At 45.3% G+C, this 13,321-nt stretch carries 15 protein-coding genes; 14 read left to right on the forward strand and 1 reads right to left on the reverse strand.

The genetic code is table 11. The features are described from left to right. Positions 1 to 89 precede the first annotated feature (89 nt). The 9 genes from GSF09_RS12030 to traN are packed head-to-tail and all read left to right on the forward strand — an operon-like array spanning position 90 to position 8,007. The gene (locus tag GSF09_RS12030; protein WP_159801751.1) at positions 90 to 395 is read left to right on the forward strand and encodes a DUF4134 domain-containing protein; all 306 of its coding nucleotides are present in this window, start codon (positions 90 to 92) and stop codon (positions 393 to 395) included. Positions 396 to 405: 10 nt separating this feature from the next. Continuing rightward, positions 406 to 738: a DUF4133 domain-containing protein gene (locus tag GSF09_RS12035; RefSeq protein ID WP_159801753.1), complete on the forward strand. Its 333-nt coding sequence runs from the start codon at positions 406 to 408 to the stop codon at positions 736 to 738. Beyond that, a complete protein-coding gene (locus tag GSF09_RS12040) occupies positions 735 to 3,227 on the forward strand; it encodes a TraG family conjugative transposon ATPase (RefSeq protein WP_159801755.1) in 2,493 nt (830 codons plus the stop codon). The genes GSF09_RS12035 and GSF09_RS12040 overlap by 4 nt, the downstream gene beginning before the upstream one ends. Positions 3,228 to 3,251: 24 nt before the next feature. Then, positions 3,252 to 3,881: a DUF4141 domain-containing protein gene (locus GSF09_RS12045; protein ID WP_159801757.1), complete on the forward strand. Its 630-nt coding sequence runs from the start codon at positions 3,252 to 3,254 to the stop codon at positions 3,879 to 3,881. 15 nt (positions 3,882 to 3,896) lie between these two features. After that, positions 3,897 to 4,889 (forward strand): conjugative transposon protein TraJ, encoded by a 993-nt coding sequence (gene traJ, locus GSF09_RS12050; protein ID WP_159801843.1) that lies wholly within the window; start codon positions 3,897 to 3,899, stop codon positions 4,887 to 4,889. A 19-nt stretch (positions 4,890 to 4,908) separates the two neighbouring features. Next, complete coding sequence (gene traK, locus GSF09_RS12055) at positions 4,909 to 5,532, forward strand: conjugative transposon protein TraK (RefSeq protein WP_159801759.1); 624 nt, start codon at positions 4,909 to 4,911, stop codon at positions 5,530 to 5,532. 10 nt (positions 5,533 to 5,542) lie between these two features. Beyond that, complete coding sequence (locus GSF09_RS12060) at positions 5,543 to 5,821, forward strand: hypothetical protein (RefSeq protein ID WP_159801761.1); 279 nt, start codon at positions 5,543 to 5,545, stop codon at positions 5,819 to 5,821. Then, entirely contained in the window at positions 5,808 to 7,100 is a 1,293-nt protein-coding gene (gene traM, locus GSF09_RS12065) for a conjugative transposon protein TraM (protein ID WP_159801763.1), read from the forward strand. Before GSF09_RS12060 ends, traM begins: the two co-directional genes overlap by 14 nt. A gap of 16 nt (positions 7,101 to 7,116) precedes the next feature. Then, complete coding sequence (gene traN / locus GSF09_RS12070) at positions 7,117 to 8,007, forward strand: conjugative transposon protein TraN (RefSeq protein ID WP_159801765.1); 891 nt, start codon at positions 7,117 to 7,119, stop codon at positions 8,005 to 8,007. A gap of 643 nt (positions 8,008 to 8,650) precedes the next feature. On the opposite strand, the gene GSF09_RS12075 is transcribed toward traN, so the two are convergent. Then, on the reverse strand, positions 8,651 to 9,487 hold the full coding sequence (locus GSF09_RS12075; protein WP_159801767.1) for a LuxR C-terminal-related transcriptional regulator: 837 nt from the start codon (positions 9,485 to 9,487) through the stop codon (positions 8,651 to 8,653). A 161-nt stretch (positions 9,488 to 9,648) separates the two neighbouring features. Here GSF09_RS12075 and GSF09_RS12080 point away from each other — a divergent pair, with 161 nt between their 5' ends. The 5 genes from GSF09_RS12080 to GSF09_RS12100 are packed head-to-tail and all read left to right on the forward strand — an operon-like array spanning position 9,649 to position 13,319. Then, on the forward strand, positions 9,649 to 11,379 hold the full coding sequence (locus GSF09_RS12080) for a hypothetical protein (RefSeq protein WP_159801769.1): 1,731 nt from the start codon (positions 9,649 to 9,651) through the stop codon (positions 11,377 to 11,379). 11 nt (positions 11,380 to 11,390) lie between these two features. Next, a complete protein-coding gene (locus tag GSF09_RS12085) occupies positions 11,391 to 11,945 on the forward strand; it encodes a hypothetical protein (protein ID WP_159801770.1) in 555 nt (184 codons plus the stop codon). Positions 11,946 to 11,964: 19 nt separating this feature from the next. After that, complete coding sequence (locus GSF09_RS12090; protein WP_159801772.1) at positions 11,965 to 12,351, forward strand: hypothetical protein; 387 nt, start codon at positions 11,965 to 11,967, stop codon at positions 12,349 to 12,351. 26 nt (positions 12,352 to 12,377) lie between these two features. Beyond that, the gene (locus GSF09_RS12095; protein ID WP_159801774.1) at positions 12,378 to 12,845 is read left to right on the forward strand and encodes a hypothetical protein; all 468 of its coding nucleotides are present in this window, start codon (positions 12,378 to 12,380) and stop codon (positions 12,843 to 12,845) included. Positions 12,846 to 12,848: 3 nt separating this feature from the next. Continuing rightward, complete coding sequence (locus GSF09_RS12100) at positions 12,849 to 13,319, forward strand: hypothetical protein (protein ID WP_159801776.1); 471 nt, start codon at positions 12,849 to 12,851, stop codon at positions 13,317 to 13,319. Positions 13,320 to 13,321: the final 2 nt, after the last annotated feature.

Raw genomic sequence — 13,321 nt, forward strand, 5'->3', positions numbered from 1 at the left:
CAAATTAATAACACTTCTCATTGCTTATAGACATTTGCCCTAACCCTGCACCCCACAGGTAATTATTAATCTATAATTCGGTAATTGTTATGAGTAATTTAAGTAGAAAATCACTGTTCACAGCATTATTGCTGCTAGCAGTAACCGGAGCTTTTGCCCAGGGCGACGGCTCGGCAGGTATTACAGAAGCCACCCAGATGGTCACTTCGTATTTTGGGCCTGCCACACAACTCATCTACGCCATAGGCGCGGTGGTCGGGCTCATCGGAGGCGTAAAGGTGTACAACAAATTCAGCAGCGGCGACCCGGACACCAGCAAAACCGCGGCCAGTTGGTTTGGAGCCTGTATCTTCCTAATTGTCGCTGCTACGATCCTGCAATCCTTCTTCCTATAACCTTGAGAGTATGAACAAGTACAATATCAACAAAGGGATTGGAAGGACGGTGGAATTTAAAGGGCTGAAGGCACAGTACCTTTTCATCTTTGCCGGTGGGCTGCTCGGCATACTGGTGCTGGTCATGGTCCTCTACATAGCAGGGATTAGTTCTTTCGCTTGCATTGGACTCGGAGTCGGTGGCGCTTCACTGCTCGTTTGGCAAACGTTCGCCCTGAACAGGAAATATGGCGAACATGGGCTTATGAAGTTCGCTGCCAGAAAGCGGCACCCCAAATATATCACCAGCGGCAGGAAGCCGGCCAGGTTTATCAGGTCCAACCTTAAAAAAGAGCAACCATGAGGAATACTTCGAAAAAAAGGACACTTGAAGAAAAGTTCCCGCTACTGGCTGTCGAGGAGAACTGCATCCTGAGCAAAGATGCCGATATTACAGCCTGCTTTACGGTGCAGCTGCCGGAACTTTTTACGGTCGCCTCAGCGGAATATGAGGCCATCCATGCCGCGTGGCATAAAGCGGTCAAGACACTGCCCGACTATTCGGTAGTACACAAGCAGGACTGGTATATCAAGGAAAGCTATACGCCTGAGCTTGCCGAAGACGGGCTGAGCTTTTTGGGCAGGTCGTACAAGCAACATTTTAACGAGCGCCCGTTCCTGAACCATTACTGCTACCTGTTCCTGACTAAAACCACGAAGGAGCGCATGCGGATGCAGAGCAATTTCTCAACGCTATGCCGTGGCAGGCTGGTCCCAAAAGACGCCCGCGATAAAGAAACGGTGCACCAATTTATGGAAGCGGTGGCACAGTTCGAGCGTATCATTAACGATTCCGGGCTTGTCAGGATCACCAGGATGGGTGAAGAAGACATTGTAGGAACGGAGGAACGTCCGGGTTTGCTTGAGCAGTACCTGACCTTATCCACCGCAGAAGCCGAACCGTTGCAGGATATAGCGCTGCACGGTGAAGAAGTGCGTGTGGGCAACAAGAGGCTGTGCGTGCACACTTTATCGGATACTGATGACCTGCCGGGCAGCGTCAGTGCCGATACCAGGTTTGAAAAGCTCTCTACTGACCGTAGTGACTGCAGGCTGTCCTTTGCCGCACCAGTGGGGCTGCTTTTGGGCTGTAACCATATCTACAATCAGTACCTGTTTTTGGATAACAGCGCGGACAACCTCCAGAAATTTGAGAAGTCCGCCAGGAACATGCACTCGCTGGCACGGTATAGCCGCAGCAACCAGATCAATAAGGAATGGATCGAGCGCTACCTGAACGAAGCCCATTCGTTCGGACTTTCGAGCATCCGTGCCCATTTCAATGTGATGGCATGGTCAGACGACCCGGCGGAACTCAAGCAGCTCAAGAACGATACCGGGAGCGCGCTGGCACTGATGGAATGCAAGCCCAGGCACAATACCACCGATGCAGCCACCTTGTATTGGGCGGGCATCCCCGGCAACGCGGGCGACTTCCCCAGCGAGGAAAGCTTTTATACCTTCATCGAACCGGCACTGTGCTTCTTTAGCCAGGAAACCAACTACAGGGACTCACCATCACCTTTTGGATTGAAGATGGCTGACCGGCTGACTGGAAACCCCATCCATCTGGATATATCCGACCTGCCGATGAAAAAGGGTGTTATTACCAACCGTAATAAATTCATACTGGGGCCGTCGGGCAGCGGGAAATCGTTTTTCACCAACCACATGGTGCGGCAGTACTATGAGCAGGGTGCCCATGTATTACTGGTTGATACCGGGAACAGCTACCAGGGGCTTTGCGAACTTATTCACGGAAAGACTAAGGGAGCGGATGGGGTGTACTTTACCTATACGGAAAATAACCCAATTGCCTTTAACCCCTTCTATACGGATGATGGCGTATTTGATATTGAGAAAAGGGAGAGCATTAAGACCCTGATCCTGACATTATGGAAGCGGGATGACGAACCACCGACACGCTCGGAAGAGGTGGCGCTTTCCAACGCCGTAAGCAGTTATATTGGACGTATCAGTCAGGAGGAGCACCCTTCTTTTAATGGCTTTTACGATTATGTGCGCAACGAGTACAAGGCGGTACTGGAGAACAAACAGGTCCGGGAGAAAGACTTTGACCTCGCTAATTTCCTAAATGTCCTGGAGCCTTATTACAAAGGCGGCGAATACGCTTACCTACTTAATTCCGAAAAGCAGCTCGACCTGCTGTCGAAACGCTTTATCGTATTTGAAATCGATGCCATTAAGGACCACAAGATACTCTTCCCGATCGTGACGATCATCATCATGGAAGTCTTCATCAATAAGATGCGAAGGCTCAAGGGCCAGCGCAAACTGATCCTGATCGAAGAAGCGTGGAAGGCCATAGCCAAGGAAGGCATGGCGGAATACATCAAGTACCTGTTCAAGACAGTCCGGAAGTTCTTCGGCGAGGCCATCGTGGTGACCCAGGAAGTCGACGACATCATACAATCGCCGATAGTAAAGGAAAGCATCATCAACAATTCGGATTGTAAGATATTGCTGGACCAGCGCAAATACATGAACAAGTTTGACGACATACAGGCCATGCTTGGGCTTACCGAGAAAGAAAAAGCGCAGGTGCTTTCCATTAACATGAACAATGACCCGTCAAGGCTCTATAAGGAAGTGTGGATCGGGCTTGGGGGCACCCAGTCGGCTGTGTATGCGACCGAGGTAAGCCTTGAGGAGTACCTCGCCTATACCACGGAGGAAAGCGAAAAGATGGAAGTGATGGAACTGGCTGCCCAGCTTGGGGGCAATGTTGAGCTCGCCATACGGCGTATCGCGGCACAGCGCCGCGAACAGTAATTACAACAATTTAAAATCAATACTATGAAAAGAGCATTTTATTTGGTGTGGGCTGCCCTGCTGTTGGCAGCCGCACCGGCAAGCGCGCAATGGGTGGTAACCGATCCGGGTAACCTGGCGCAGAGCATTATCAACACTGCCGACCAGATCATTGAAGCCTCGGCGACAGCGAGCAACACGCTGGATAGCTTTAAGGAGGTCAAGAAGGTGTATGAACAGGGCAAGGAATATTATGATGCCCTGAAAGCGGTCAATAACCTGGTCCGGGATGCGCGCAAGGTACAGCAGACGGTACTTTTGGTCGGGGACATTTCAGACATGTACGTTACGAATTTCGGGCATATGCTGAACGACCCGAACTTCAGCCCGCAGGAGCTCAGCGCTATCGCTTTTGGCTATTCCAGGCTACTCAATGAAAGTACAGAACTGCTCAATGAGCTGAGCCAGATCATCAACGCCTCGTCCCTTTCCCTTAATGACAAGGAGCGTATGGACATTATCGAGAGGGTGTACAAGGAAGTACGTGACTATTACAACCTGGTCCGCTATTATACGCATAAGAACATCTCGGTCAGCTTCCTACGGGCCAAGAAGCGGAACGATACCCAGCGCGTATTGGAACTCTACGGCACCTCCGGCCAAAAATACTGGTAAGCCATGGTGCTGCAAATTGAATTCAGCAACCTGCACGAGATGCTGCGCGCGCTCTATGATGAAATGCTGCCCCTCTCGGCAGAGATGGCGGCTGTCGCCAAAGGGCTTGCCGGGCTGGGTGCGCTGTTCTACGTGGCACTGAAAGTCTGGCAGGCGCTCAGCCGCGCCGAACCTATTGATATGTTCCCGCTGCTCAGGCCTTTTGCTCTGGGATTGTGTATCATGTTTTTCCCCACTATGGTACTGGGTACGATGAACGCGGTGCTGAGCCCGGTGGTTACCGGCACGCATGGCATACTGGAGGGACAAGTACTGGACCTCAATGCCCTGCAGGCGCAAAAAGACCAGCTGGAGCATGAGGCGATGATGCGCAACCCCGAGACGGCGTACCTGGTGTCGGATGAGGAGTTCGACCGCCAGCTCGAAGAGCTGGGCTGGTCACCTTCGGACCTTGCTACCATGTCAGGGATGTACCTGGAGCGAGGGATGTATCAGCTTAAACAAGATATACGCAATGCCTTCCGGGAACTATTGGAAATCCTGTTTCAGGCAGCGGCACTGGTAATTGATACCATCAGGACATTCTTCCTGATTGTGCTGTCGATATTGGGGCCGATCGCTTTTGCCATTTCGGTTTGGGACGGCTTCCAGTCGACCCTGCACCAATGGCTCACGCGGTACATCAGCGTGTACCTGTGGCTTCCGGTTTCGGATTTGTTCAGCGCCATGCTTGCTAAGATACAATCCCTCATACTGGAGCGTGACATCGAACAGCTTTCCGACCCCACTTTTATTCCGGATACCTCCAATGCGGTGTATATCATTTTTATGATCATCGGCATTATCGGCTACTTTACCATCCCGACGGTAACGGGCTGGATCATACAGGCCGGCGGCGCGGGGAACTATACGCGGAATGTCAACCAGGCGACCCAAAAGGCGGGCAATATTGCCGGCGCAACAACGGGAGCGGCTACGGGGAATATCAGCGGGAGGCTTATGAATTAATAACTTTTAAAACGGAATTATGGAATTTAAAATCTTACGGAACATAGAGAACAGTTTCCGGCAGATCCGGCTGTATGCCATTATTTTTTCCACAGTCTGCCTGGGCATCACGGGCTATGCGGTCTGGGAGTCCTACCGCTTTGCCCGCGAACAGCGTGAGAAGGTGTATGTACTGGACCAGGGCAAGTCGCTGATGGTAGCCCTCTCGCAGGATGCAGCGGTGAACCGCCCGGTGGAGGCGCGTGAGCACGTAAGGCGCTTTCACGAGCTTTTCTTTACCCTCGCACCGGATAAGGCTGCGATTGAGAGTAATATGCGAAGGGCATTCAACCTCGCGGATAAAAGCGCCTTTAATTATTACAAGGACCTTGCAGAAAAGGGCTACTACAGCCGTATCATCTCCGGCAATGTACAGCAGCGTACCGAGGTGGACAGCGTGCACTGCGACTTTGAACGCTACCCGTACACGGTGCGGACCTATGCCAGGCAATACATCATCCGTTCCAGCAATGTTACGCGAAGAAGCCTTGTAACCTCGTGCCTGCTGGTCAATTCGGTACGGTCCGATGAAAACCCCCAGGGCTTCACGATGGAGCAATTCCGCGTCTTGGAGAACAAGGATATGGAAGTTGTGGAACGCTAATAAGACAGCAATGAAAAAGCTTCAATTATCACTGGAACCATGGCTTGACAAATTGGACAGCCAATGGAAGCAGCTGCCGCAGGAGCAAAGGAAGCGTATGGTACTGTATAGTTTCGCCGGCTACCTGATCATCACGCTGGCAGTAATTGTACAGGTTATCATGCAGGTCGGGCAACAAAGGGAAGTGCCTGTTACGCACATCACGAACCCCTTAGCAAACGGCATGGATAAGGGGACGGAGGTAAAAAATACGAGAGAACTTAAAAACGGAAACAATGAAAGAGAGTAAACAAGCAAAAGGCCGCTTTTTGGACAGCGGCGAGCCTGCCGGAGAAGGGAATCACAACAGGATTAGCAAGGAGAAGCTTAAAAAGCCACTGGTGTTCAGTATAATGGCCATCCTGTTTATAGCCTGCCTGTATCTCATCTTCGGCGGAGATTCCGAGCAACAGCCTGCAGAGGCTGTTGCGGACGGCATCAATGACGCGGTACCACAAGCAACGGAAGATGCGCTGCCCGCGGATAAAGGCAAGGCGTACGAGCAGGAAATGCTCAGGGAAAAGGAAAAGGCAAAACGTGAAGTGCTGATGACCTTATCTGATTACTGGCAGGCGGACAGCACTGCTAGTGCGGCTAAACAGCCTGAACCGGAGGACCCACGGGATATTCCAATGCAAAGGAGGACAGCTAACCCAGCTTTGGGCAGCTACCAAAATATGCAGCGTTCCCTAAGCAGCTTCTACAGGGGAAACCCGGAACAGGAAGCCTTGCGTAAGGAAAATGAAAAGCTCAGGGAGCAGCTCGGGCAGCAAAGCCCGTCCCGCAACGGCTCGCTCGACCGGCTGCAACTCATGGAAAAATCGTACCAGATGGCAGCGAAATATTTCCCGGGAACAGGAGGAAGTAAAGACAGTATTGGCAAAAAAGCCGAAGAGAAAGAAAACCGCAACTATCTGGAAGTGCTGCCGGCAAAGAAGGCTATAGTATCCGACCTCGCCCAACATGTACCGGATTCGTTGGCGTTACAAAAAGCAGCCCTGGCAACACAACGTAATTTTTATGGTGCGGGTAAAGCAGCCGCTATGGTACAGCCTGCCAATTCGCTCAGGGCCTGTGTGCACCAGACGGTAAAAATAACCGGCGAGGGCACCGTGCAGTTGCGCCTGTTGCAGCCTGCAAGGCTTGGCGGTGCCACGCTTCCCGCAGGGTATATTGTAACAGCCACAGCGAAATTCCAAACCAGCCGCCTGCAACTGCAGGTGGTATCCCTTGAAACAGAAGGCAGGATCATACCGGTAGACCTCTCGGCCTATGACCTTGACGGGCAGAAAGGGCTTAACCTGCCGTACGCACCGGAAGTAACCGCAGTAAATGGCACACTTGCCAATATTGGCAATGCTGCCGGTGGCAGCTTCACCATCAACAGGAATGCCGGGCAACAGCTCACTTCGGATGCCACAAGGGGGTTGCTACAGGGCATCTCAGGCTACTTTTCCAAAAGGGTAAAGCCTCAAAAGGCGAACCTCAATGCAGGCTACCAGCTGTTCCTGGTATCAAAAGAAAAATAACTAAAATAAAAATCCAATGAAAATACAACAGTTTACTATCGCAATGCTTGTACTGCTATGCGGTATCACATATAACACGCAGGCTCAGGTACACCCTGATGAGGTGATTGCCTTAGGAAAAGTGGAACCCTATACCATAGAAGTAACCTATGAAAAGACCACCCATATTATTTTTCCCTCCGGCATACGGTACGTGGATCTGGGCAGCGACAACATTGTCGCGGGGAAGGCGGAGGATGCTGATAATGTACTGCGCGTGAAAGCGGCAGTAGCAGGCTTTCAAACCGAAAGCAATTTCTCTGTTATCACTGAAGATGGGCAGTTCTACAGCTTTGACGTGTGCTATAGCGACCACCCGCTGATCCTGGGGCATAACCTTTCAAAAGGTATGCGGTCATCTTCAAGGAAAAAGGCTGCTGACATACGTTTTGAATCGCTCGGCGCAACGCCGGCAACGCTGACAGGCCTATTAATGGAGGCACTCTATAACAAGAACGAAAGGCAGCTGAAAGTCAGATCGGAAGGCTATGGCATTACCCTTTCACTGCGGGGCATCTATATACATGGAGGAAAGTACTATTTCCATATCCAGACCGAAAATACCACTCATGTTCCCTTTACGCCGGATTTTATACGCTTCGCTATTGTTGACCGCAAGGTGGCCAAGCGCACCGTCGTCCAGGAGCGTACCCTGGAACCGCTGCGTTTGTACAAGCCACTACTTACAGTTGAAGGCCACAGTAAAGAAAGGAATGTGTACCTGCTGGATGTCTTTACCTTAACCAAGAGGCAGGTACTGGAAATTGAATTGGTAGAGAAGAACGGCGGCCGTGGGCAGCGGCTTAAAGTAAGGAACTCGGACCTTTTAAAGGCGGAGCCGCTGACAAAGCTCCGACTGAAATTCTGAGGTGGCAATCGCCAATTTGGCATTGCACATTATGGCAAAGGTTGCTATCTTTGTGTACATATTGAAAATCTTAAAGTGTTTTTGCTTTAAGTCTCGTCACTGAAAACTGGTAATTTTTAAAGACTTCGAGGCTAAGTAGAGACGCTCATGCTACGGCGTGGGCGCTCGCTTATGCGAAGTCTAGGTATACCAGTGCCCCAGTGTCCGTAAGTGTGGTTGCCTGCGCCTATTTTTTTAGGCAGGGGAAGAATCGAACCTAACACTGCAGGGTCACACTTACCAGTAACTCATCAAAATAGAATGAAATGGTAAACCCTGACGCGAAACTACAGATGCAGCTTTCAGAAAGTGACTTTCGTTTCAGTAAGAGAATGCTGAATTTTTTTTCCAATGTAGAGATCTATACCGTGAGGCAATTGACGGAAATCCCCCTTTCAAAATTTACATGCTTTAGAGGATTTAAAAATCAATGTATGGCTGAATTGATCGCATTCATAGAGTTTGAGCAGATCGAGAATTACTTTAACAAATGACACATTATAATTAATAATGCTTTACAAAGCCTTCAGATTAAGTAAGTATATGGTAGGGAAAGCTGCATTTCTAATATAAGTTCTCTTAATGTCAATTTTATCAATAGATTCTATATCCATCCCTCTTTAACGGATTTGGATCCAAGCTCGGCTAACGAAGAGCAACCTGATTTAAAGAAGATATGCTTGCGATGCGAATTTATGGTATGTACGGAGAGCGATAAGATTTCAGCTATTTCAGATGTGCTCTTACCAGAAAGCACGAGCCGTAACACTTCTTTTTCCCTGTCAGAAAATAACGCTTTCCCTGGCAATAGGGTGGTAGAATTAATAGGGACGTTATAATAAGACGGTTCTCCATCCAATCCTAAAAATGAAAGACCGGAACCTTTATTGTCAGTTTTAAGATGTGTGATATCGGTTTGCACACCCAAAACCCGGATAACAGCACCTTCTTCATTGGTTTGTATGGTTGTAGTTTGCATTAATATCCATTTGTAAGAACCATCTGCACAACGCAATCGGTAATCATAGCTTACTTTATATTTTAACACTTTTTCAGGTGGAAGCTGATTAAAAAATTCTGCTACTTTTCGCTCATAATCTGCAAACCGGGGCTTGTCTTCGGGGTGCATATTCTCAAAAAGGTATTCTACTGTAAACTCTTCGGGAGTAATTCCAATGATCGGAACTATTTTATCACTAACAAATTCCATTTGCACCTGGGCAATATTTACAATGTAGTAATAGTAACTACCAACGTGAAAAATATCCAACATCTTTTTGTAAATCTCCAATTCAAAAGAGGGAGGAATACTTCCATCCTGATGACGTGCAATCTGATGCCACGTTTTTTTCATCTCGTTAAACTTAACGATTTCCATATTAACCAGATATAAGTCGTTAGCAAATTTCAAAAATACAAAAAACAAGAAAATCACTACCATTAGGGATTGTCAGTTTTTTCAGATTATTATAATTTTGATTATAAAATAACAACTTATTGTTGTGATATGATTAGTTACCGATAATCTCACAAAGCTTATAACCTGAATTATGGTAATTACATCAGTAAAGCATTTAGATAAGTAAATAAACACAAACATTTATGAGAACAGTAAAATTTTTAGTCTTTTTGATAGTAATGTTGGTAATCTCCTGTTCCAAAGAAGAAACTGAGACAGCACTTACTGATATTAATGGTGGACAAATTTCACACTACCAACTGGTAACCGTCGATTTTGGCAGTAATACTTTACCAAACGACACCTATACAGGAACCTTCAATAATGAACCCATAACGTTATCAAAAATAGAAGAAAACAAATTACTCTTTTATGTGAAAGAAACCACTCCACTGGGTCAAACGCAATTGATTATTCCTTCTTTGAACAATACAAAAGTTACCTATGAAGTTGTTGAGGCTACTTTGACCCAATCTCCTGCTGCTACCCTGCAACCACTTATCGACTTTCAAGCCCAATATGGTGCTACGCTAACCGATGCTCCTGAAGACGCATCTTTTTTGCAAAACCACAATGCTTTTACCCAGTATTTTGCTACTCTATCGGACGAAGACCGTATTAAAGCGGCTAAATTTTATAAGACAAATAAAGCCGTTTTTGATGCGGTATATAATACTAATTACGATAATGTACAAGGCAGGAATGCGAACGACACCCAGGCCGATTTTGATTTTCAATTGTATCGTTCTCTGATTTTGCGACACAAGTTAGCCGTTGTAGTGACAGTAATTGCGGGCACACTTGCTGCTACACCTCCTTATGAACCTATTGAGACCAGTATTTCAACTGCAGTGGCCTTAGCTGGTATTTATAAAGCTAGTAATTTCCATAAACAAATAATAGATGACGTCTTTAGAGTTGTACAAATAAAATTAGATGATACTTTTGGCTCTAACAACCGAACGGCTAATACAACAAACGCTACGTTATCATTAACAGACAACCAGGCAAAAACGCTACCATTTGCAGTAAATGCAAGGAGCTTTACCAATGCCGATGGTAATGTGCAAAAAGAATTTGTGCAAACGTATTTTACTGCTAAAAACAAATTAAATACATTCATTAACAAGTTAAATACCGCTATCTATTGGTTAAATAATAACATCTTTTTGTCCAGCTTAAGCCCAATAAACACAATTGATGTACCTAATGATGCTGCTTTGGATCTATTTGAGGCTAATGCCCAATTGATGCAAAATTTTACCTTTTCTGTAAATCATCCAAACCTATCTTTAGAAACGGCGACTTTGTCAAGTACCGGTCAACTTAATTTAAAAGTTAAAGTTACCGATAACCCTAACGTTAGCTCCATAAGCAGTACATTAAACTATACCTATAACGATGATTTTAGCAGTTTTTCAGGGAGTTTTCCAATTGAGGTAAGTGAAGAAGATCCGTGTACTACTATGTCAGCCCCTGTAATTACAGCCGTAAATTGGGAATGTAATTCTTCAGATTTAATTTCTATTTTAATTTCATTTACAGCAGATGGAACTGGAATTCTTCCGTACGGAGGAAGTGGTTACTGTGAGCCAACGGGACTTTGTTATCCGGTAAGATTATATTTTAATGGACCCGGCCAGCCAGGGTGGAGTATTGCTTCTAACACGTATGATGTCGCCTTAAAGTCAGGAACTGTAAACGAAGGTGTTATTGAAATAACTTTGAATTCAAATGGTAACCCTGGAAGATACTGTATTGATGGTTTAGGGCCGTATGAGTCTTTCCTACAACATTGGGCACCCTTTAATTATCAGTGGAAAGTTGAACTCATGAATGAATGCAATCAGCGATCTAATCAAGTAACTTTTTAATATTCTAAATCGTGAAAACAATCAAAATTTTATTCCTTTTTGTAGGAATGTTAGTAAGCGGTGCCGTGAGTGCGCAAAACAACTTCAGCGAATGGCTATACCTTAGAGGAGATAAACCTGTACAATTTCGGTTAGAAAAAACAAAAGTTGAAGGCAACAAAGTATTCTACAAAATTCACTTACGACTTAACAAAGAAGGCAGCGGCTATTGCACCCATGAATTGTGCTACGGTTATGTCATTTATTTGCCTATTTATGAATACGATACCGATACAAAAACAGGAAAATCAACCGATTTACATTTTAAAATGCCAAAAGAATTTACGGGAGAATACACCATTCCTACTGAATTTTATACTGTAAATAAAGCTGAATCTAATGGAATAATCTCTTACTGGGATCATGACAAAAATTATCCTATGCAGAAAGTGATATCCAATGGAGAAATAAGACAGCAGCTCGAGTTTTTAAGTGGTTGTGTTGACACAAAAAGAGTGAACAAACCCTATGATGATCACTGCAATTTTAAAGGATTTAAAGAATCAGAAGCTATTGAAATTAAATAAACATTTGAATAGATAACCAATGAAAACAATTCAAATTTTATTCCTATTCGTAGGGATGTTTGTAAGTGGTGCGGCGGGCGCGCAAACATTTAGAGCAAGCGATTTAGATGGAAAATGGAAGCGTAGTGACGGAATGGTCTTAGATATCAAAGGAACATCAACCTTTGTGGAAGGTAGCGATGCATTGGTTATTGATGTTGGCAACAGTGGCTGGCCACAAAGTGCACGAATGGTTGCTTTTAAATTCAGAAACCTTAAACACAAAGAAGGCAACCAGTGGCAAGGCATCAATTATATGCACATGCCCCAAAGCAACTACAGAAAAGAAGACGGTAAAGTAAACATCGTGATGGCTGACGATAAAAAATCTTTTAGTGCTAACGGTACAACTTACACGAAGCAATAACTTTTAATTACTAAAAAACAGAAACAATGAAAACAAATCTTAAAAAATCAATTGCCTTACTTGTTCTATGCTTTACAGCAATGGCGTTTAATCAGGTAAAAGCACAAGAAAATTATGCTTTTGCCATACACCATTGTGCGGCTGAAGATGGAAGTTATATTATTATGGCTTCCTGGGTTTTTAATATTGCTACTGCAAAAGCTGAATTTTCGAGCAATGTAGGTGGAGAAACCGTAGAACTGTTTGAACAGAAAGCTAAGTCAGCGGTACAAAGCAAAGGCATAAAACTTAACTGCAATAATAGTTTTATTACATATACTACCGGACCTGATGGCGATGGATTAAAAGACTACATCTACCAAATTGTAGAACGTGGGGCAAAGGGCGTCGATTATACCACAGCAAATGCGGAGAGAAGGAAAGCCATTGCAGCACTCAAAGAAAAATACAGCTATCTGGACACGATCAGAGTAATTGATGTAACAATTTTTTAAAACATGAAAACACTAAAAACACTATTTCTAATCCTAGCATTGGTGTGCGCTGGGAATAGCTTTGGACAAACTAAAGAAGAGACGATTGAGTGGCTTGAAACCAATGGATTAGATATTGCTGGTGATACTGGCTTAAGCTATAAAATAGTTAATGACACTTTATCCGTTTGGGTGTTTGAATCTGACTGTTTGCATCATACATACAAAGTAAACTTAAAAGATATTTTATTTGAAAAACCTGAAGCTCTAATCAGTAAAAAATTTGAATGTTCTAAAATTAAATATTTTGAAATAAGAACGAAAAAAAATAAGACCATATTTAAAAGTGGGAAAAAAGGAGCAATTGAGGAACCTGTGGATAAGGGCGGCTTTCTATTTTTCTATCGTAACGAAGAAAACGCCAAACGTGTTATTAAAGCCATCATGCACCTTGCAAAATTGAGCGGGGCAAAAGAGAATAAACAAACTTTTTAACA

The sequence above is a fragment of the Flavobacterium sp. MK4S-17 genome (genome assembly GCF_009848495.1).
In the GTDB taxonomy this organism is placed as follows: domain Bacteria; phylum Bacteroidota; class Bacteroidia; order Flavobacteriales; family Flavobacteriaceae; genus Flavobacterium.

What these genes read in the sequence shown, in the direction of transcription:
- GSF09_RS12030 (WP_159801751.1), top strand. Translation starts at nt 90, where the DNA reads ATGAGTAATTTAAGTAGAAAATCACTGTTCACAGCATTATTGCTGCTA.
- GSF09_RS12035 (WP_159801753.1), top strand. Translation starts at nt 406, where the DNA reads ATGAACAAGTACAATATCAACAAAGGGATTGGAAGGACGGTGGAATTT.
- GSF09_RS12040 (WP_159801755.1), top strand. Translation starts at nt 735, where the DNA reads ATGAGGAATACTTCGAAAAAAAGGACACTTGAAGAAAAGTTCCCGCTA.
- GSF09_RS12045 (WP_159801757.1), top strand. Translation starts at nt 3,252, where the DNA reads ATGAAAAGAGCATTTTATTTGGTGTGGGCTGCCCTGCTGTTGGCAGCC.
- traK (WP_159801759.1), top strand. Translation starts at nt 4,909, where the DNA reads ATGGAATTTAAAATCTTACGGAACATAGAGAACAGTTTCCGGCAGATC.
- GSF09_RS12060 (WP_159801761.1), top strand. Translation starts at nt 5,543, where the DNA reads ATGAAAAAGCTTCAATTATCACTGGAACCATGGCTTGACAAATTGGAC.
- traM (WP_159801763.1), top strand. Translation starts at nt 5,808, where the DNA reads ATGAAAGAGAGTAAACAAGCAAAAGGCCGCTTTTTGGACAGCGGCGAG.
- traN (WP_159801765.1), top strand. Translation starts at nt 7,117, where the DNA reads ATGAAAATACAACAGTTTACTATCGCAATGCTTGTACTGCTATGCGGT.
- GSF09_RS12075 (WP_159801767.1), bottom strand. Translation starts at nt 9,487, where the DNA reads ATGGTAGTGATTTTCTTGTTTTTTGTATTTTTGAAATTTGCTAACGAC.
- GSF09_RS12080 (WP_159801769.1), top strand. Translation starts at nt 9,649, where the DNA reads ATGAGAACAGTAAAATTTTTAGTCTTTTTGATAGTAATGTTGGTAATC.
- GSF09_RS12090 (WP_159801772.1), top strand. Translation starts at nt 11,965, where the DNA reads ATGAAAACAATTCAAATTTTATTCCTATTCGTAGGGATGTTTGTAAGT.
- GSF09_RS12095 (WP_159801774.1), top strand. Translation starts at nt 12,378, where the DNA reads ATGAAAACAAATCTTAAAAAATCAATTGCCTTACTTGTTCTATGCTTT.
- GSF09_RS12100 (WP_159801776.1), top strand. Translation starts at nt 12,849, where the DNA reads ATGAAAACACTAAAAACACTATTTCTAATCCTAGCATTGGTGTGCGCT.